A 19,088-nucleotide genomic window follows, 5' to 3' on the forward strand; every position below is an offset into this window, starting at 1 on the left:
CACCGCCCGCCCGTACCGCCGGGCACCCGCTACGCGGCCGCCGGGACGGAGACCTCCGACGTCGCGGGCGACAGCGCGATCTCCAGCACCTGCCGTACGTCGGTCACCGGGTGGACCTGGAGCCCGTCCAGGATCTCCGCCGGCACGTCGTCCAGGTCCGCCTCGTTCCGCTTGGGGATGACGACGGTGGTGATGCCCGCACGGTGCGCCGCCAGCAGCTTCTGCTTGACGCCGCCGACGGGCAGCACCCGTCCGGTCAGCGACACCTCACCGGTCATCGCCACGTCCGTACGGACCAGCCGGCCGCTCAGCAGCGAGGCGAGGGCGGTGGTCATCGTGACGCCCGCGCTGGGGCCGTCCTTGGGTACCGCGCCTGCCGGGAAGTGGATGTGCACGCCCCGGTCCTTCAGCCCGGTGACGGGCAGTTCCAGTTCGGCGCCGTGCGAGCGGAGGAAGGAGAGCGCGATCCGCGCGGACTCCTTCATCACGTCGCCGAGCTGCCCGGTCAGGGTCAGTCCCGCCGCACCCGTCTCCGGGTCGGCGAGCGATGCCTCCACGAACAGCACGTCGCCGCCCGCGCCGGTCACCGCGAGGCCGGTCGCCACGCCGGGCACGGCGGTGCGGCGCTCCGCCGGGTCCTGGGCGGACTCGGGTACGTGGTGCGGCCGGCCGATGAGCCCGCGCAGGTCGTCCGCGCCCACCACCGACGGCAACTCCCGCTCGCCCAGCTCGCTCTGGGCGGCGACCTTGCGCAGCAGCCGGGCGATGGACCGCTCCAGGTTCCGTACGCCCGCCTCGCGCGTGTACTCCCCGGCGAGCCTGCGCAGCGCGTCCTCCTCGATGACGACCTCGCCGTCACCCAGTCCGGCCCGCTCCAGCTGCCGGGGCAGCAGGTGGTCACGGGCGATGACGATCTTCTCGTCCTCCGTGTAGCCGTCGAGCCGGACGAGCTCCATCCGGTCGAGCAGCGCCTCGGGGATGGCTTCGAGCACATTGGCGGTGGCGAGGAAGACGACGTCGCTCAGGTCGAGTTCCACCTCCAGGTAGTGGTCCCGGAAGGTGTGGTTCTGCGCCGGGTCGAGTACCTCCAGGAGGGCGGCCGCCGGGTCTCCCCGGAAGTCGGAGCCCACCTTGTCGATCTCGTCGAGGAGGACGACGGGGTTCATGGAACCGGCCTCCTTGACGGCGCGCACGATGCGGCCGGGCAGCGCGCCCACGTAGGTGCGCCGGTGGCCCCGGATCTCGGCCTCGTCCCGTACGCCGCCGAGGGCGACCCGGACGAACTTCCGTCCCATGGCGTGGGCGACGGACTCGCCGAGGCTGGTCTTGCCGACGCCCGGAGGGCCGACGAGCGCCAGCACGGCGCCGCCGCGCCGCCCGCCGACGACACCGAGGCCGCGCTCGGCGCGCCGCTTGCGCACCGCGAGGTACTCGGTGATGCGCTCCTTGACGTCGTCCAGGCCCGCGTGCTCGGCGTCGAGGACGCGCTTGGCGCCCCTGATGTCGTACGCGTCCTCGGTCCGCTCGTTCCACGGCAGTTCGAGGACCGTGTCGAGCCAGGTGCGGATCCAGGACCCCTCGGGGGACTGGTCGCTGGCCCGCTCCAGCTTGTCGACCTCCTTGAGCGCGGCCTCGCGGACCTTCTCGGGCAGGTCGGCGGCCTCGACGCGGGAGCGGTAGTCGTCGCCCTCGTCCTCGCCGTCCTCCCCGTTGAGCTCGCGCAGCTCCTTGCGTACGGCGTCGAGCTGGCGGCGGAGCAGGAACTCGCGCTGCTGCTTGTCGACGCCCTCCTGGACGTCCTTGGCGATGGACTCGGCGATGTCCTGCTCGGTGAGGTGGTCGCGGAGCTGTTCGGTGGCGAGCTTGAGGCGGGAGACGGGATCGACGGTCTCCAGGAGGGTGACCTTCTGGTCCAGTGTCAGGAAGGGCGAGTAGCCGGAGTTGTCGGCGAGGGCGGAGACGTCGTCGATCTGCTGGACCCGGTCCACGACCTGCCAGGCGCCGCGCTTGCGCAGCCAGCTGGTGGCGAGGGCCTTGTACTCCTTGACGAGTTCGGCGACCGCGCCCGGCAGCGGGTCGGGCGCGGACTCGTCCACCGCGGTCCCCTCGACCCACAGGGCGGCGCCGGGCCCCGTCGTCCCCGCCCCGATCCGGACCCGGCCCCGGCCCCGGATGAGCGCTCCGGGATCGCCGTCGGAGAGCCGCCCTACCTGCTCGACCGTGCCGAGGACGCCGATCCCGGCGTACGTCCCGTCCACCCGCGGCACCAGCAGGACGCGTGGCTTGCCGGTATCGCCACGGGCGGCCGCCTGTGCGGCCTCCACCGCCGCGCGCACGTCGTTGTCGGACAGGTCGAGCGGCACGACCATGCCCGGCAGCACGACCTCGTCGTCGAGCGGCAGCACGGGCAGGGTGAGCGGTGTGGACGTCGAAGCCATGATCTCCCCTTAGGCAGTCAAGTTGAGCTGTATCGACTCAATGCTCGGGAGCCCGGAGGTGTTCCCACCGTTCGCTGACAGCGATCGCCCGACAGCGCCGCCGTGTCCGTACGGGGAACCCGGGCCGCCCGCGCCGGTGTTCGGCCCGGGTCGTTGTCAGTGGCCGCTGCGACGATGGCGGGACATCGCACCGATCGGGAGTGACACATGGGCACCTGGGACATCGCCCCCTTCGACAACGACACGGCGGCGGATTTCGCGGGCGGCCTCGACGACGCGCCCGAGGGCGAGCGGGAGGCCCTCATCCGGAGCGCGCTCGCCCGCGCCGCCGGCACCGACGACTACCTGGAGGCGGACGTCGCCGACGAGGCGATCGCCGCGGCGGCGCTGGTCGCGGCACAGCGCCCCGGCGGTACGCCCGTCACGACCGCCTACGGCCCCCAGCGGCCCATACCGCCGCTCCCGGCCGAGCTGGCCGGACTCGCCGTCCAGGCCCTCGACCGTGTGGTCAGCGACCCGTCGGAGCTGCTGGAGCTGTGGGGCGAGACGGACCACGCGGGCCCGTGGCGGTCGACCGTCGACCGCCTGCGGCAGACGCTGCTGCGCGAGCCCCCGGGCGGGCGGCCGATACCGACGGCGACCTGAGCGGCCCGGAAGCGGGACGTTCCGCGCCGACGCGTCGTGGCAGGGTGTTTCGGCCACCGAGCGGGCGGTCCACGCCACATCCGCGGTGATCCTTTGCCCTCGTCCCGGGTCGCACTAGTGTCGGGCGGGTGACTGCCGGGTCGGCCATGGGCCACGCACGAGTGAGGCGCCCGGCCTCGGCGTGAGCGCGAGGCGGGCCAGAGCCCCGCCTTCCCCTCTCCTCGTCCTCGCCACGCGGCGCCCGCGTGCGGCGCCCGCACTTCCGCGGAACCACGACCTGGAGAGAAACCGCACATGTCACACGACCAGCAGCACCGGCCGGGCCCGACGGCCGTCGAACTGAACCACACCGCCGTCTACGCCAGGGACCGGCGGTTGTCCGCCGAGTTCATCGCCGCCGTCCTGGGCCTGGAGGTGGGTGCGCCGTTCGGGCCGTTCCTGCCCGTGGACCTCGGCAACGGCGTGACGCTCGACTACTACGAGAAGACGGACGAGCCGATCCAGTCGCAGCACTACGCGTTCCTCGTGCCCGACGAGCGGTTCGACGGGATGATCGAGCGCCTGGAGGCGGTCGGCGTCACCTACTACGCGGACCCCTCCCACACCGAACCGGGCCGGATCAACCGGCTCTTCGGCGGGCGCGGCGCGTACTTCGACGACCCGGACGGCCACAACATGGAGATCATGACCCGGCCGTACGCCCGCTGACGACGCCGGAGGGCGGACGGCTGACACTGACCGCTGACGGCAGACGGCGACGGCGACGGCGACGGCGACGGCAGACACTGACGGCAGCCGGCCGGCCGACGGCCGACGGCCGACGCCGGTCGGGGCGGCTCTCCGCCCCGACCGGGGGCCGGCCGGAAAGCGGCGCCGCCGGGTGCGCCCCGGCCCCGGCCGCGACTCCGGCACGAGACCCGGACGAGACTCCCCCACCCCGGGAAATCCGGTGGCGGCCGGACCGCGCCCCCGTATGCAATGACCGCATGATGAGTTCAGCTATTACCGAGGTGTGGGTGCACGGATGGGCCGTCAACCGGGGGACCCCACCGCCCGTGGCCGAGCCCTGGGGTTACCGCATCGACGTGGGGCTGCCCGGCCATGTCTTCCGGCACGTCCTGCCCGAGCCGGACGAGGCCACCGTGCGGGCGCTGTGCGCGAGCGTCGCGGAGCCGGGCGCCTGGCTGAAAGTCCTCGCCGAACCCGAGGACGTCGCGGGCTGGGTCACCCCCGGCTGGACGGTCCCCGACGACCCCGGCTTCATGATGTGGACCGCGCTGCGCCCCGTCGCCACACCCGAACCGCCGCCCGGCTACCGGACGGAGACGTCCGACACGGACGGGGTCTTCCGCGTGCGGATCCTCGCTGCCGACGGCTCGCTCGCCGCCCGTGGCCAGATCGCGCCCCTGGGCCGTACGGCGGTGGTCGACCAGGTCGAGACGTACCCCGACCACCGGCGGCGCGGCCTGGGCAGCCTCGTCATGCTCACCCTCCAGAACCGGGGCGCCGAGGCGGGCGCCACGACCGCCGTGCTGTCCGGAACCGTCCAGGGCCGGGCCCTCTACAGCGCGCTCGGCTGGCGGTACCAGGGGCCGTTGACCGGGGTCGTACGGAACTGACGCCCGCCACGGCACCGGAGGGTGTCACCCCGTGCGGCCCGGCGCCCGCCCGGCCGCACGGCGCACCAGCGGCCAGCCGGCCACGCCGATCGACAGGGCCAGCGGATGCCCCCAGTTGGTGAGCGGGTCCTCGAACACCAGCAGGTCGTGGAGCAGCATCAGCGACACCCACGCCAGGACGACACCGCGCACCAGCGGCGGCAGGAGTCCGGCGAGCGCGCCGACACTGGCCAGCAGGCCGAAACTGATCCCGTAGTCCAGCCGGTGCAGCGATGTGTCCGGCAGATGCCCCGCCAGCACCGCGAGCCCCACGGGAATCTCGGTCGCCAGCGTCGCCACGACATGCCCGACCAGGAACACGGCGGCCGCCCGCCAGGCCCCGATCCGCCGCTCCAGCGCGGTGAGGACGAAGACGAACCCGATGACGTACGGCGACGTCAGGCCGCCCGCCACCCACAGCGCGCTCGCCACGAGCACCAGCAGCGGGTCGCGGGACAGATGAGCGACATCCGTGCTGGAGGCGCGCAGCAGTTCGGCGACGGTCCGCGCGTCGCCGAACTCGGCGTAGAGGGACGTCGCGACCAGAACGGCCGTGTAGCCGAAGGTGAACGGCGTGCCGGCGGGCGTGGGCAGCAGCGCGGCGGCCCGGCGCCACCCCGACGGCGGCGGCGGTCCGGTGAGCGCCCGGCGCGCGGCGGGCCGGCCCGCCGTACCGGCCTCAGAGAGCTCACGGGCGCCGTCGGCCGCGGGCTGCGCGGGTATCGCGTTCAGCAACCCGGATCCCCCCATCGCGCCGGGACCGGGTCGCGGCGGCTGCTCCGCTTCCACCGTCCCGCGCGGCGTGAGCTGTTGGGGCACGGTGAGGCCCTTTCGTCGTCGGCCCCCCGGCACGCACGGCAACCCCCCGGTCCACCGCCCCCTACCCAACGCGATGGATCACGCCCCCGTCCATGACACATCTCACATCCCGGGCCGCAGGCAATAGGCTGCGGGCCATGGCTCTGACGCTCGACCGACGTGAAGGTCCGTACGGCGAGGTGGCCCTGCGCAGGCGCGGCGACCACTACGAGATCATCGCCAACGGCACGTTCCTGATGGACACCTCCGACGGCCGCTCCGAACGGCTGCTCGTGGACGCCGCGTTGCGGGCGCTGGACGGTGACGCCCCGCGCCGCTCCGGCCGCCCGGCCGTGCTCATCGGCGGTCTGGGCGTGGGCTTCTCGCTCGCCCACGCCGCCGCGAACCCCGCCTGGGGCCGTATCGCGGTCCTGGAGCGCGAGCAGGCGATCATCGACTGGCACCGCGAGGGGCCGCTCGCCGCCATCTCCGGCCCGGCGCTGGCCGATCGGCGCACCGTCCTCGTCCACGCCGATCTGGTCGAGTACGTCCACACCGCCGCCGACACGTACGACGCCCTCTGTCTCGACATCGACAACGGCCCCGACTGGACCGTCACCGAGGGCAACCACAGCCTCTACTCCCCCTCCGGCCTGGCGGCCTGCGCGAACCGGCTCAATCCGGGCGGAATTCTCGCCGTCTGGTCCGCGCGGCCGTCCCCGGATTTCGAAGAGTCATTGCGGAATGCCGGGTTCAGCGGGGTAAGAACCGAAGAGGTGCCGGTTGCCCGGGGCGTACCGGACGTCGTCCACCTCGCCGTTCGCCCTGCGTAGCCGGGACACCGTCGGTGCCTTTATGTTGTTGACCGAACGCACGGATCTACACGCTCGCGCAGGACGCGACAGGGGCGGGGCATGGAGCACACACACACCAGCCACACCGGCACAGCGGTCACGCCGGGTACCCAGCGCCGGGTCCTGGTCGTCGAGGACGACACCACGATCGCCGAGGCCATCTCGGCCCGGCTCCGCGCCGAGGGGTTCCTGGTACAGACGGCGGCGGACGGCCCCGCGGCCGTCGACGCGGCGGAGGCCTGGCAGCCCGACCTGATGGTCCTCGACGTGATGCTGCCCGGCTTCGACGGCCTGGAGGTCTGCCGCCGGGTCCAGGCGCAGCGACCGGTCCCGGTGCTGATGCTGACGGCCCGCGACGACGAGACCGACATGCTCGTCGGGCTCGGCGTCGGCGCGGACGACTACATGACCAAGCCGTTCTCGATGCGGGAGCTCGCGGCGCGCGTCCATGTGCTGCTGCGCCGGGTGGAGCGGGCCGCGCTGGCCGCCGTGACGCCGCGCAGCGGCATCCTCCGGCTGGGCGAGCTGGAGATCGACCACGCCCAGCGCCGGGTGCGCGTGCGGAGCGACGACGTCCATCTGACGCCGACGGAGTTCGACCTGCTGGTCTGCCTGGCCAACACGCCGCGCGCGGTGCTCTCCCGGGAGCAGCTGCTGGCGGAGGTGTGGGACTGGGCGGACGCGTCGGGCACCCGGACCGTGGACAGCCACATCAAGGCGCTGCGCCGGAAGATCGGCGCCGAGCGGATCCGTACGGTGCACGGGGTCGGCTACGCGCTGGAGACCCCGGCGCCGTGAACCGGCGGCCCGTCGGCCTCCGCTCCCGGTTGCGGTCGGTCACCATCTCGATCAAGACCAAGCTGGGCACGCTGGTCGTGGTGTCCGTGTTCATCACGACCGGGCTGCTGCTGGTCGCGCTGCGCACGGAGACCGAGCTGCGGTTCATCACGGTGTTCTCGGTCATAGCGACGCTGTTGATCACCCAGTTCGTGGCGCACGGCCTGACCGCGCCGCTGGACGAGATGAACACGGTGGCCAAGGGCATCTCGCACGGCGACTACACCCGCCGGGTGCGCGGCGCCGACCGCCGTGACGAGCTCGGCGACCTCGCGTCGACGATCAACCGCATGGCGGACGACCTGGAGGCCGTGGACCGGCACCGCAAGGAGCTGGTCGCCAACGTCTCGCACGAGCTGCGCACGCCGATCGCGGCGCTGCGCGCGGTGCTGGAGAACGTCGTGGACGGCGTCTCGGCCGCCGACCCGGAGACGATGCGGACGGCCCTGAAGCAGACGGAGCGGCTGGGCCGGCTGGTGGAGACGCTGCTGGACCTGTCGCGGCTGGACAACGGTGTCGTACCGCTGCGGTCGTGCCGGTTCGAGGTGTGGCCGTATCTGTCGGGCGTGCTGAAGGAGGCCAACCTGGCGGCGGCGCGGCGCGGCCTCGGCTCCGACTCGGGCCGTCACTCGCGGACGGACGTGCATCTGCACCTGGACGTGTCACCTCCGGAGCTGACGGCGCACGCGGACGTGGAGCGGCTGCACCAGGTGGTGGCGAACCTGATCGACAACGCGGTGAAGCACTCGCCGCCGCACGGCCGCGTGACGGTGCGGGCCAGGCGGGGCGCGCAGCCGGAGTCGCTGGACCTGGAGGTGCTGGACGAGGGCCCCGGCATTCCGGAGTCGGAGCGGCACAAGGTCTTCGAGCGGTTCAACCGGGGCAGTGTCGCCGCCCCGCACGGGCCGGGCAGCGACGGCGGTACGGGGCTGGGGCTGGCGATCGCCCGCTGGGCGGTCGATCTGCACGGCGGCCGGATCGGGGTGGCCGAATCGGCGCGGGGTTGCCGGATCCGGGTCACTCTTCCGGGGATACCCCCGCCGCGCGTTTGACGTAGGGTTCGAACCGGAAGTGCGGCTTCCTCGTGTATCAGTACGGGACACGGGGAGGACCCGGTCAGGGGTGCGGTCGACAGGGCCGTAGCCGGGCTGCCCCCTACCCGGACGCGGGGGAACCACGTTTGTTTCCCGCCATTTCTTCCCGCGAAACCCGCCTTTCGGTGTGATGTACGCGACGATGCCTTGCCCGGCCTGCACCTCCAGGCCAGGGAGGCGTAGCCTTTATTTCCGCTGTCCATCACCTTGTGAAGCGGAAGAGGGCGGTTGCCGCCGTGTCGTCTCAGTCCCCCAGTAACTCCAGCATCTCGACCGATCAAGACGGGCAGGGTAAGAACCCTGCCGCCGCCTTCGGTGCCAACGAGTGGCTCGTCGACGAGATCTACCAGCAGTACCTCCAGGACCCGAATTCGGTCGACCGCGCCTGGTGGGACTTCTTCGCCGACTACAAGCCGGGGACGTCCGGCTCGGCGGACAAGCCCGCAGGCCAGGCCGGAGCGGCCGCGGGGGCCACCGGCACCGCGACGCGGCCCCCGGCAGCAGAGGCGCCCACCGCACAGGCCCCTGCCGCCGCTCCCGCCGCTCCGGCACAGCCCGCCGCACAGGCCCCGGCCGCTCCGGCCCCGGCCCCCGCCGCACAGGCCCCGGCCCCGGCCCCCGCCGCACAGCCCGCCGCCGCGCCCGCGCCCGCCAAGCCGGCGACGCCCGCGCCCGCCAAGCCGGCGGCCGCCGCCCCCGCGAAGCCGGCCGCCGCTCCGGCGACCGAGGCTCCGGCCGGCCCCGAGTTCGTGACCCTGCGCGGTCCGGCCGGTGCCGTGGCGAAGAACATGGACGCCTCGCTGGACGTGCCGACCGCCACGTCGGTCCGCGCCGTCCCGGTGAAGCTGCTCTTCGACAACCGGATCGTCATCAACAACCACCTGAAGCGGGCCCGGGGCGGGAAGATCTCCTTCACGCACCTCATCGGCTACGCGATGGTGCAGGCCATCAAGGCCATGCCGTCGATGAACTGGTCGTACGCGGTCAAGGACGGCAAGCCGACCCTCGTCAAGCCGGAGCACGTCAACTTCGGTCTGGCCATCGACCTGGTGAAGCCGAACGGCGACCGCCAGCTCGTCGTCGCCGGCATCAAGAAGGCCGAGACGCTGGGCTTCTTCGAGTTCTGGCAGGCGTACGAGGACATCGTCCGCCGCGCCCGCGTCGGCAAGCTGACGATGGACGACTTCTCCGGGGTCACCGTCTCGCTGACCAACCCCGGCGGCCTCGGCACCGTCCACTCCGTGCCGCGGCTGATGCCCGGACAGTCGGTCATCATGGGCGTCGGTTCGATGGACTACCCGGCCGAGTTCCAGGGCACGTCCCAGGACACCCTGAACAAGCTGGGCATCTCCAAGGTGATGACCCTCACCTCGACGTACGACCACCGGGTCATCCAGGGTGCGGCGTCCGGCGAGTTCCTGCGGATCGTCGCCAACCTGCTCCTCGGCGAGAACGACTTCTACGACGACATCTTCAAGTCGCTGCGCATCCCCTACGAGCCGGTCCGCTGGCTCAAGGACATCGACACGTCGCACGACGACGACGTCACCAAGGCGGCGCGCGTCTTCGAGCTGATCCACTCCTACCGGGTCCGCGGCCATGTCATGGCCGACACCGACCCGCTGGAGTACCGCCAGCGCAAGCACCCCGACCTGGACATCACCGAGCACGGCCTCACCCTGTGGGACCTGGAGCGCGAGTTCGCGGTCGGCGGCTTCGGCGGCAAGTCGATGATGAAGCTGCGCGACATCCTCGGCGTCCTGCGCGACTCGTACTGCCGCACCACCGGCATCGAGTTCATGCACATCCAGGACCCGAAGCAGCGCAAGTGGATCCAGGACCGGGTGGAGCGCCCGCACTCCAAGCCGGAGCGCGAGGAGCAGCTGCGGATCCTGCGCCGCCTCAACGCCGCCGAGGCGTTCGAGACGTTCCTGCAGACCAAGTACGTCGGCCAGAAGCGGTTCTCGCTGGAGGGCGGCGAGTCCGTCATCCCGCTGCTCGACGCGGTCATCGACTCGGCGGCCGAGTCCCGGCTCGACGAGGTCGTCATCGGCATGGCCCACCGCGGCCGCCTCAACGTCCTCGCGAACATCGTCGGCAAGTCGTACGCGCAGATCTTCCGCGAGTTCGAGGGCAACCTCGACCCGAAGTCGATGCACGGCTCCGGCGACGTGAAGTACCACCTGGGCGCCGAGGGGACCTTCACCGGCCTCGACGGCGAGCAGATCAAGGTCAGCCTGGTCGCCAACCCCTCGCACCTGGAGGCCGTCGACCCGGTCCTGGAGGGTGTCGTCCGCGCCAAGCAGGACGTCATCAACAAGGGCGGCACGGACTTCACGGTCCTGCCGGTCGCCCTGCACGGTGACGCGGCCTTCGCGGGACAGGGTGTCGTCGCCGAGACGCTGAACATGTCGCAGCTGCGCGGCTACCGCACCGGCGGCACGGTCCACATCGTCATCAACAACCAGGTCGGCTTCACCGCCGCCCCGGAGTCGTCGCGCTCCTCGATGTACGCGACCGACGTGGCCCGCATGATCGAGGCGCCGATCTTCCATGTGAACGGCGACGACCCGGAGGCCGTGGTCCGCGTGGCGCGGCTCGCCTTCGAGTTCCGCCAGACGTTCAACAAGGACGTCGTGATCGACCTCATCTGCTACCGCCGCCGCGGCCACAACGAGGGCGACAACCCGCAGTTCACCAACCCGCAGATGTACAGCCTGATCGACAAGAAGCGCTCGGTGCGCAAGCTGTACACCGAGTCCCTGATCGGTCGCGGCGACATCACGCTGGAGGAGGCGGAGCAGGCGCTCCAGGACTTCCAGGGCCAGCTGGAGAAGGTGTTCGCGGAGGTCCGCGAGGCCACCGCCCAGTCGGCGCCGGCGCCGGGTGTGGACCCGCAGGCCGGGTTCCCGACGGCCGTGACCACCGCGGTGTCGCAGGAGGTCGTGAAGCGGATCGCCGAGTCGCAGGTCAACGTCCCCGACCAGGTGACGGTGCACCCGCGGCTGATGCCGCAGCTCCAGCGCCGCGCCGCGTCGATCGACGACGGCACCATCGACTGGGGCATGGGCGAGACCCTGGCCATCGGTTCGCTGCTGATGGAGGGCGTGCCCGTCCGGCTCGCCGGCCAGGACTCCCGCCGCGGCACGTTCGGCCAGCGCCACGCGGTGCTGGTGGACCAGGTCACCGGCGAGGACTACACGCCGCTGATGTACCTGTCGGACCAGCAGGCCCGCTACAACGTCTACGACTCGCTGCTCAGCGAGTACGCGGCGATGGGCTTCGAGTACGGCTACTCGCTGGCCCGCCCGGAGTCGCTGGTCATGTGGGAGGCCCAGTTCGGCGACTTCGTCAACGGCGCGCAGACCGTCGTGGACGAGTTCATCTCGTCCGCCGAGCAGAAGTGGGGCCAGACCTCCGGCGTCACGCTGCTCCTGCCGCACGGCTACGAGGGCCAGGGCCCGGACCACTCGTCCGCCCGCCCGGAGCGCTTCCTGCAGATGTGCGCGCAGAACAACATGACGGTCGCCATGCCGACACTGCCGTCGAACTACTTCCACCTCCTGCGGTGGCAGGTGCACAACCCGCACCACAAGCCGCTGGTCGTCTTCACGCCGAAGTCGATGCTGCGTCTGAAGGCCGCCGCGTCGAAGGTGGAGGAGTTCACCACGGGCGGGTTCCGCCCGGTCATCGGCGACGCGTCGGTCGACCCGAACGCGGTCCGCAAGGTCGTCTTCACCTCCGGCAAGGTGTACTACGACCTGGACGCCGAGCGGCAGAAGCGCGGCATCACGGACACGGCGATCATCCGTCTGGAGCGGCTGTACCCGCTGCCCGGCGCGGAGCTCCAGGCCGAGATCGCCAAGTTCCCGAACGCCGAGAAGTACCTGTGGGCGCAGGAGGAGCCGGCGAACCAGGGTGCGTGGCCGTTCATCGCGCTCAACCTGATCGACCACCTCGACCTGGCCGTCGGCGCGGACATCCCGCACGGCGAGCGGCTGCGCCGGATCTCGCGGCCGCACAGCTCGTCCCCGGCGGTCGGCTCGGCCAAGCGCCACCAGGCGGAGCAGGCACAGCTGGTCAACGAGGTCTTCGAGGCCTGACGGCCCCGGTTCCGGAGTCGTCGCCGGGCCCGCACCCCTGTCACGGGGTGCGGGCCCGGCCCGTTTCCCGGCCGTCATATCCTGGCGTCATGTACTTCACGGACCGTGGCATCGAGGAGCTGGAGAAGCGGCGCGGCGAGGAGGAGGTCACCTTCGAGTGGCTCGCCGAGCAGCTGCGTACGTTCGTGGACCTGAACCCGGACTTCGAGGTTCCGGTCGAGCGGCTGGCGACCTGGCTGGCGCGGCTGGACGACGACGAGGACGACGAGTAGCCGGTCAGGTGGCCGGCCGGGTGCCGGTGGAGGCCGGCGCGTCCGGCCGCCCGGAAGGCCGGGGCTCGCCCGGTGGCCGGTGGGTGCGCAGCCGGTCGTACGCGAGTCCCAGCGCGCCCTGGACGACGAGCAGCGCCCCGGCGGTCGCCCAGCCGGGGCGGTGCCTCCGGCCGAGGGCCCACAGGAGCAGCGGGACACCCGCCGCGAGCTGGGCCATGGCGGCCGCCCGTGCCCGGGGGCCGCGCAGCCAGGGGCCGAGGCGGCCCTCCTCCATCACGTCGAGTTCGGCCCGTACCGCGTCGCGCCAGCCGTGCCATTCCACCTGCTCGGCGCCGGCTGCGGCGTGGGCCGCGGCGCGCAGCGTGCCGGTGGGGGCGCCCGGGTGGACGTCCGGCGGGAGCGCGAGGTCCAGTCGGGTGAGGACGGCGGTCAGGCCCAGCAGCCGGGCCCGCGCGTCGGCGTCCTTGTCGGGGCGGGTGAGGGGCTGGAGTTCCTGGACGTCCAGGACGGGGTCGAGGCCGAGCCGCTCGGCGAAGGTGTACATGGCCTCGTCCTCGCCGGCGGGTGTCCCGTCCGCGAGCCAGGTGTAGCCGACGGGCCTGCGGAAGCCGGACGCGAGGGTGTAGCCGGCCGCCCGGTCGGCGTCCCACCACAGGGCGAGTACGGGCCAGGTCGCGCCGACGGTGAGGGCGGTGGCCCAGCCGGAGACGACGCGGTCGACGGGCTCGGCTCCCTCCCGCCAGGGCCTGCCCTCGGGGACGAGCACGCTCCACCCGCGCCCGGCCGGGGCGAGGATCAGCGGTTCGCGCAGCAGCTGGGCGGGGGCGCGTACGGCGGGCGGATCGGCCCGGCACAGCAGCAGCGCGCCCGTGGATGTCACGTCCATGGGGCCACGCTAGGGCAATTCGTCCAGGTACGGCACGCTTGACTTGGGGCGACCGCGATATATCGTGTATCGCAGAGGACGCGATATGTTGCGTCGTGGTCGCGCCGAGGAGGTCAGCACCATGCCCGAGTGGTCCGTCACCGAGCCGCTCAAGCTCACCCTCGACGATCCCGTGACGGCACTGCGCGTGCGGATCGTCGGAGGGACGGTCAACGTCGTCGGAACCGACGACGACACCGCGCGCCTGGAGGTCACCGCGCTGCACGGCCCGCCGCTGATCGTCACGCACGAGGACGCGACGCTCACCGTGGCCTACGAGGACCTGTCCTGGAAGGGCTTCCTCTCCTGGCTCGCCCCCAAGGGCCGCAACCGCGCCGCCGTGGTCTCCCTGGCCGTACCGGCCGGCGCCTCCGTCGAGGTGGGCGTGGTCGCGGCCGGCGCCGTCGTCTCCGGCATCCGGGGGCGTACGGAGGTGCGGGGCGTCACCGGCGACACGACGCTCGTCGGACTGTCCGGGCCGGTCCGCGCGGAGACCGTGTCCGGCAGCGTGGAGGCCCAGTCGGTCACCGGTGACCTCCGGTTCACCTCGGTCTCCGGCGACCTCACGGTCGTCGACGGCTCGGGGGCCTCGGTGCGGGCCGATTCCGTGAGCGGCGACATGGTCGTGGACCTCGACCCCGACGGCTCGGGTTCGCCCGCCGACGTGCGGCTCACCAGTGTCTCCGGCGAGGTGGCGGTCCGGCTTCCGCACCGTACGGACGCCCGGGTCGAGGCCAACACGACGAGCGGCGCCGTCGCCAACGCGTTCGACGGACTGCGGGTCTCGGGGGCGTGGGGCGCCAAGCACATCACCGGCACGCTCGGCGCGGGCACCGGCACGCTGAAGGCGACGACGGTGTCCGGGGCGATCGCGCTGCTGCGCCGCCCGGAGCCGACCGACGAGCCCGACGAGCGCGCCGAGCCCGCCGAGCCCGTCCCGGCCGTCGGCGAGGACATCACCGAGGAACCGGCCGTCACGGACGCTCCGTCCGGAAAGGTGCTCTGACATGCCGCCCGTATTCGCCCACGGCCGTCTGCGGCTGTATCTGCTCAAGCTGCTGGACGAGGCGCCCCGGCACGGGTACGAGGTGATCCGGCTGCTGGAGGAGCGCTTCCAGGGGCTGTACGCGCCGTCCGCCGGCACCGTGTACCCGCGCCTGGCGAAGCTGGAGGCCGAGGGGCTGGTCCGGCACACCACCGAGGGCGGGCGCAAGGTGTACTCGATCACCGACGCGGGCCGCGCGGAACTCGCCGGGCGCAGCGGCGAGCTGGCCGACCTGGAGCTGGAGATCCGCGACTCGGTCTCCGAACTGGCCGCCGAGATCCGTGACGACGTGCGCGGCGCGGCGGGCCGGCTGCGCAGCGAGATGCGGGCGGCGGCCGGCGAGAACCGGCGGACCCGGCCGGGCGGCGGCGAGGACTGGGAGGCGTGGCGCAGCGCCAAGGAGGAGCTGCGCAAGGCCAAGCAGGAGTGGCGGGAGCAGACGCGGCGGGCGAAGGACGAGTCGCGCAGGGCCCGCGAGGAGGCGCAGAGCGCGCGGCGGCAGGCCAAGGAGACCCAGGAGCGGGCGCGTCAGGAGATGCAGCGCATCGCGCAGCAGGTCCAGGACCACATCGCCAAGGGCGACTGGCCGTCGGGCGTACGGGAGGGGCTGGCCGATCTGACGACCCGGCTGGGTGGCCTGCTCGGCGGCGCGACGCCCGGCGGCGCGTGGCCGCCGCAGGCGAAGCCGGACCCGGCCGAGACGCCCGCGTGGGCGCGGGAGACGGACGGCACGGGCGACCCCGGCCGTGACCTGGAGCGGCTCCTGGACCGGTTCCGCGACGACGTACGCGACGCGGCCCGCGACCACGGCGTGACGCCCGACCAGCTCGCCGAGGCCCGCCGCCACCTCTCCACGGCGGCGGCCCACATCGCGGCCCTGCTCCACCCCCCGGCCCCCTGACACCCCGCGCGTGGCGCGGCGGGTGCCCGGCCCCCGGCCCCCGCCGCCGGGGGCCGGGGGCGTCCGGCATCGGTGAGGAGCGGGCGCGGCAGCCAGGCGCGGCGTCCGGGGGCGGCCGGTGCGGGGTGTCCGGCGGGCGGGTGTCAGCTCGCTTCGGCGGCCGTGCCCGGACCGGTGCCGAACATGGCGCGTTCCAGGGCCGCGTACGTCGCTCCGCGCTCCGCCAGGACGTCGGCGACGACGCCGGGGCGGGCGGCCAGGGCGAGCAGCACGTGGTCGTCGCGGATCTCGCGGTCGCCGCGTCCCAGCGCGATGCGCAGGGACTTCTCCAGGACGTCCTTGGCGGGGCGGGTGAAGACCGGCCGGCTGCCCGGTCGCCACCGTTTCGGCCGCCCGGCGCCCGCGAGCGCGCCGGGGCCGTGTGCCGCCTCCACCTTGGAGACGATCTCCGTCACGTCGATGCCGATGCCCGCGAGGGCCTCCGTGTCCGCCCGCGTCAGCCCGCCCCGCCGGCGCGCGTCCGCCAGGGCGGCGGCCACCTCGGCGCGGCGCCCCGCGAGGCCGAGTGACGCGAAGGCGAACGAGGTGCGCGTGCCCTCCACGTCGAGCAGGGCCAGCAGGAGGTGGTCGTCGGTGACGGTGGCGGAGCCCGTCAGCTCCGCCTCGGTGAAGGCGCCCCGGACGACCCCTCGGGCCGCCGGGGTGAACCGCTCGAACATCAATGCCTCCCGTACTTCTTGTGCACGGCCTGCCGGCTGACCCCCAGCTCGGCTGCGATCTCCTGCCAGGACCAGCCCTGCGCTCGGGCACTTCTGACCTGGACGGCTTCCAGTTGCTCCAGCAGCCGCCGCAGCGCGGCGACGGCCCGCAGCCCCACCCGGGGGTCGCGGTCGCCCGCGCGGGCGGCGAGATCGGTCGCTTCCGTCATGGTGTCAACTTACGTTGACAGGGGCGCAGCCGTCAACCCTGGTTGACATGCACGGTGACCGTCGCACCCGGAACGGCCCGCACCAGCACCCGGCCGCGCCGCCCCGGCGCCACCACCGGTGCGGACGCGCGGGCCCGCCCCTCCACCACCACGCGCCAGCCCCGCGCGGCCGGCGGCAGGGACAGCTCCGTCACGCCCCGCCCGGCCACGTACCGCAGCCGGTAGGCGTCCGGCGCGTGCGCCTCCTCCCGTACGGCCCCGGCGACGGCGGGCGCGTAGGGCGCCGCCGTGCGCTCCTTGTTCGTACGGAACTCGCCCGCGGCGTCCACCGCGCAGTACCCGCCGCCGTAGCACCAGACGTAGCCGGCCCACCCGGAGCCGTAGCGGCTCAGCGACGCCATCGCGTCCCGGTAGAACGCCCCCATGTTCGGCAGCGCGTTGTTCAGCGGGCCCCACTCCCCCACGACGACCGGGACCCGGTACTCCCTCGGGTAGCGGGTGACGGCCGCCTCGTACGCCTCGATCCACCCCGCCGACGGGTCGTAGTCGGCGCCCGCCTCCATCGCGGTGTTGTAGAAGTGCGGGGCGTACACGACCTTCGGGTCCTCGATCCGGCCGAGGCCGGTCGGGACGCCCTCACCGACGATCGGGGTCGGCTCCACGAAGAGCCAGGCGTCGCCGTCCACCGCGCGGACCGCGTCCGCCAGCCGGTTGTACATCGGCGTGAGCAGCTCGGCCTCGATCCGCCGGGCCGCCGACGGCAGGTCCTCGCCCGGCCGCAGCTCCCCCATCGGCTCGTTGATCAGGTCGTAGCCGAGCACGGCCGGGTGGCCGTCGAAGCGGCCGGCGAGCACCCGCCACATCCGCGCCTGCGCGCGCCGCAGGTCCTCGTCCTCGTAGAGATGGGTGAACGCGCGCTGCACGGCGGGCTCGAAGTACTCGGCGAACCAGTCGTCGGGGTGCGGCGTGAACGGCAGGCCGTCGGTGCGGGTCGCCCACTCCGGAACCCCGCGATGCCCGAACGCCGGGCCGAAGACGTCCTGGTGGGCGTCGATCACCACCCGGACGCGGTGCTTGTGCGCCCAGTCCAGGATCCGTTCGATCTTCCGCAGGTACGCGCCGCTGTACCGGCCCCTGCGCGGCTCCAGGTCGTCCCAGAACACCAGCAGCCTGGCGAAGTCGAAGCCGCGCGCGGACATGTCACGGAAGTGCCGCTCGGTGATGGCGGACAGCGCCTGGTCACCCCGGTGCGTCTTGTCCTCGACGTTCCAGCCGCGCAGCGTGAGCACCCGGCCCCGGTCGTCGGTGAGGGGCGGGATACCGGACCTGGCCGCCACGGCGGACGGCGGGGCGACGGAGGCGGGGACGGCGGCGGGGTCGAGGTGGGGGTCGGGGGCCGGGGCGGTGAAGCCGGTCGCCAGCAGGGCGCCGAGCACGACGGCGGTGACGGTGGTGACGGTGGTACGCATGAGGAACCTCCGGCATGGCGTGACGTGGTGGTCGTACGCGCGATGCCGGAGATCCCATCAGCAGAACTGACGAACCATCAAGAGATGTGACGCGGCGGACTCAGGATGTCGTGAGAACGACCTTCCCGAACAGCTCGCCGGACTCCATCTTCGCGAAGCCCTCCCGCGCCCGGTCCAGCGGCAGCACCTCGTCGATCACCGGCCGCACCCCCGTCGCGGCGCAGAACGACAGCAGGTCCTCCAGCTCGTCCTTCGAGCCCATGGTCGAGCCGACCACCTTCAGCTCCAGGAAGAAGATCCGGGTCAGTTCGGCGTGCGCGGGCCGGTCGCCGCTCGTCGCGCCCGAGATCACCAGCGTGCCGCCGGGCTTCAGCGACTTCACCGAGTGCGACCAGGTCGCCGCGCCGACCGTCTCGATGACCGCGTCCACCCGCCGCGGCAGCCGCGCACCCGGCTCGAACGCGTCGACCGCGCCCAGCTCGACCGCGCGCTTGCGCTTGGCCTCGTCACGGCTGGTGGCGAAGACCCGCAGGCCGGCGGCGTGGCCGAGGACGATCGCGGCGGTCGCGACACCGCCGCCCGCGCCCTGTACGAGGACGGAGTCGCCGGGCCGTACGCCGGCGTTGGTGAACAGCATCCGGTACGCGGTCAGCCACGCGGTCGGCAGGCAGGCGGCCTCCTCGAAGGACAGCTCCTTCGGCTTCGGCAGCACGTTCCAGGCGGGGACGGCGACGCGCTCGGCGAACGTGCCCTGGTAGCGCTCGGTCAGGATGGACCGGGGCTCCGTGGGGCCGACACCGTGGCCGGTCTGGCCGATGACCGAGTGGATGACGACCTCGTTGCCGTCCTCGTCGAGACCGGCGGCGTCACAGCCGAGGATCATCGGCAGCTTGTCCTCGCCGAGCCCCACGCCACGCAGCGACCACAGGTCGTGGTGGTTCAGGGAAGCGGCCTTGACGGTGACGGTGGTCCAGCCGGGACGCGCGTCGGGCTCGGGGCGTTCGCCCAGTTCGAGTCCGTTGAGCGGCTGGTCACGGTCGATACGGGCGGCGTAGGCAGCGAACATGGCCCCGAGACTAGGGCGGGCCGGTGCGTGGCGGAACCACACACCGGTGTGAATC

The 19,088-nt window shown here is 72.9% G+C and carries 17 protein-coding genes; 10 read left to right on the forward strand and 7 right to left on the reverse strand.

The features are described from left to right. Positions 1–29 precede the first annotated feature (29 nt). Positions 30–2,438 (reverse strand): endopeptidase La, encoded by a 2,409-nt coding sequence (gene lon, locus ACGF5U_RS07800; RefSeq protein WP_392711200.1) that lies wholly within the window; start codon positions 2,436–2,438, stop codon positions 30–32. Positions 2,439–2,645: 207 nt separating this feature from the next. On the opposite strand from lon, the gene ACGF5U_RS07805 reads away from it, so the two are divergent. From ACGF5U_RS07805 to ACGF5U_RS07815, 3 genes are all read left to right on the forward strand, one after another. Continuing rightward, the gene (locus ACGF5U_RS07805; protein WP_392711201.1) at positions 2,646–3,083 is read left to right on the forward strand and encodes a DUF4259 domain-containing protein; all 438 of its coding nucleotides are present in this window, start codon (positions 2,646–2,648) and stop codon (positions 3,081–3,083) included. Positions 3,084–3,377: 294 nt separating this feature from the next. Continuing rightward, positions 3,378–3,791: a VOC family protein gene (locus ACGF5U_RS07810; protein ID WP_392711202.1), complete on the forward strand. Its 414-nt coding sequence runs from the start codon at positions 3,378–3,380 to the stop codon at positions 3,789–3,791. Positions 3,792–4,069: 278 nt separating this feature from the next. Continuing rightward, complete coding sequence (locus ACGF5U_RS07815) at positions 4,070–4,702, forward strand: GNAT family N-acetyltransferase (RefSeq protein ID WP_392711204.1); 633 nt, start codon at positions 4,070–4,072, stop codon at positions 4,700–4,702. A 24-nt stretch (positions 4,703–4,726) separates the two neighbouring features. Here ACGF5U_RS07815 and ACGF5U_RS07820 read toward each other — a convergent pair whose 3' ends face one another. Next, positions 4,727–5,476: a rhomboid-like protein gene (locus tag ACGF5U_RS07820; RefSeq protein WP_392711205.1), complete on the reverse strand. Its 750-nt coding sequence runs from the start codon at positions 5,474–5,476 to the stop codon at positions 4,727–4,729. A 221-nt stretch (positions 5,477–5,697) separates the two neighbouring features. Here ACGF5U_RS07820 and ACGF5U_RS07825 point away from each other — a divergent pair, with 221 nt between their 5' ends. The 5 genes from ACGF5U_RS07825 (at position 5,698) to ACGF5U_RS07845 (ending at position 12,699) form a co-directional block, all read left to right on the forward strand. Beyond that, positions 5,698–6,372, forward strand: a complete 675-nt coding sequence (locus ACGF5U_RS07825) for a spermidine synthase (RefSeq protein WP_392711206.1) — start codon at positions 5,698–5,700, stop codon at positions 6,370–6,372. 81 nt (positions 6,373–6,453) lie between these two features. Then, the gene (locus tag ACGF5U_RS07830; RefSeq protein WP_392711207.1) at positions 6,454–7,191 is read left to right on the forward strand and encodes a response regulator transcription factor; all 738 of its coding nucleotides are present in this window, start codon (positions 6,454–6,456) and stop codon (positions 7,189–7,191) included. Then, entirely contained in the window at positions 7,188–8,282 is a 1,095-nt protein-coding gene (locus ACGF5U_RS07835; RefSeq protein ID WP_392711208.1) for an ATP-binding protein, read from the forward strand. The genes ACGF5U_RS07830 and ACGF5U_RS07835 overlap by 4 nt, the downstream gene beginning before the upstream one ends. Positions 8,283–8,560: 278 nt before the next feature. Continuing rightward, a complete protein-coding gene (locus ACGF5U_RS07840; RefSeq protein ID WP_392711210.1) occupies positions 8,561–12,427 on the forward strand; it encodes a multifunctional oxoglutarate decarboxylase/oxoglutarate dehydrogenase thiamine pyrophosphate-binding subunit/dihydrolipoyllysine-residue succinyltransferase subunit in 3,867 nt (1,288 codons plus the stop codon). Positions 12,428–12,516: 89 nt separating this feature from the next. Then, on the forward strand, positions 12,517–12,699 hold the full coding sequence (locus tag ACGF5U_RS07845; protein ID WP_019058231.1) for a DUF6104 family protein: 183 nt from the start codon (positions 12,517–12,519) through the stop codon (positions 12,697–12,699). A gap of 4 nt (positions 12,700–12,703) precedes the next feature. Here the strand turns inward: ACGF5U_RS07845 and ACGF5U_RS07850 are convergent, their stop codons facing one another. Next, complete coding sequence (locus ACGF5U_RS07850; RefSeq protein WP_392711212.1) at positions 12,704–13,585, reverse strand: hypothetical protein; 882 nt, start codon at positions 13,583–13,585, stop codon at positions 12,704–12,706. Positions 13,586–13,706: 121 nt separating this feature from the next. On the opposite strand from ACGF5U_RS07850, the gene ACGF5U_RS07855 reads away from it, so the two are divergent. Both ACGF5U_RS07855 and ACGF5U_RS07860 read left to right on the forward strand, forming a co-directional pair. Continuing rightward, positions 13,707–14,630, forward strand: a complete 924-nt coding sequence (locus ACGF5U_RS07855) for a DUF4097 domain-containing protein (protein WP_392711213.1) — start codon at positions 13,707–13,709, stop codon at positions 14,628–14,630. A 1-nt stretch (position 14,631) separates the two neighbouring features. Continuing rightward, complete coding sequence (locus ACGF5U_RS07860; protein WP_392711214.1) at positions 14,632–15,570, forward strand: helix-turn-helix transcriptional regulator; 939 nt, start codon at positions 14,632–14,634, stop codon at positions 15,568–15,570. 143 nt (positions 15,571–15,713) lie between these two features. Here the strand turns inward: ACGF5U_RS07860 and ACGF5U_RS07865 are convergent, their stop codons facing one another. From ACGF5U_RS07865 to ACGF5U_RS07880, 4 genes are all read right to left on the reverse strand, one after another. Beyond that, entirely contained in the window at positions 15,714–16,289 is a 576-nt protein-coding gene (locus ACGF5U_RS07865) for a Clp protease N-terminal domain-containing protein (RefSeq protein ID WP_392711215.1), read from the reverse strand. Further along, positions 16,289–16,498, reverse strand: a complete 210-nt coding sequence (locus tag ACGF5U_RS07870; protein WP_056794174.1) for a helix-turn-helix domain-containing protein — start codon at positions 16,496–16,498, stop codon at positions 16,289–16,291. Before ACGF5U_RS07870 ends, ACGF5U_RS07865 begins: the two co-directional genes overlap by 1 nt. 32 nt (positions 16,499–16,530) lie before the next feature. After that, the gene (locus ACGF5U_RS07875; RefSeq protein WP_392711217.1) at positions 16,531–17,967 is read right to left on the reverse strand and encodes a glycoside hydrolase family 5 protein; all 1,437 of its coding nucleotides are present in this window, start codon (positions 17,965–17,967) and stop codon (positions 16,531–16,533) included. A gap of 100 nt (positions 17,968–18,067) precedes the next feature. Next, complete coding sequence (locus ACGF5U_RS07880; RefSeq protein ID WP_392711219.1) at positions 18,068–19,033, reverse strand: zinc-binding dehydrogenase; 966 nt, start codon at positions 19,031–19,033, stop codon at positions 18,068–18,070. Positions 19,034–19,088: the final 55 nt, after the last annotated feature.

The sequence above is a fragment of the Streptomyces sp. NPDC047886 genome (assembly GCF_043204435.1).
GTDB lineage: Bacteria > Actinomycetota > Actinomycetes > Streptomycetales > Streptomycetaceae > Streptomyces.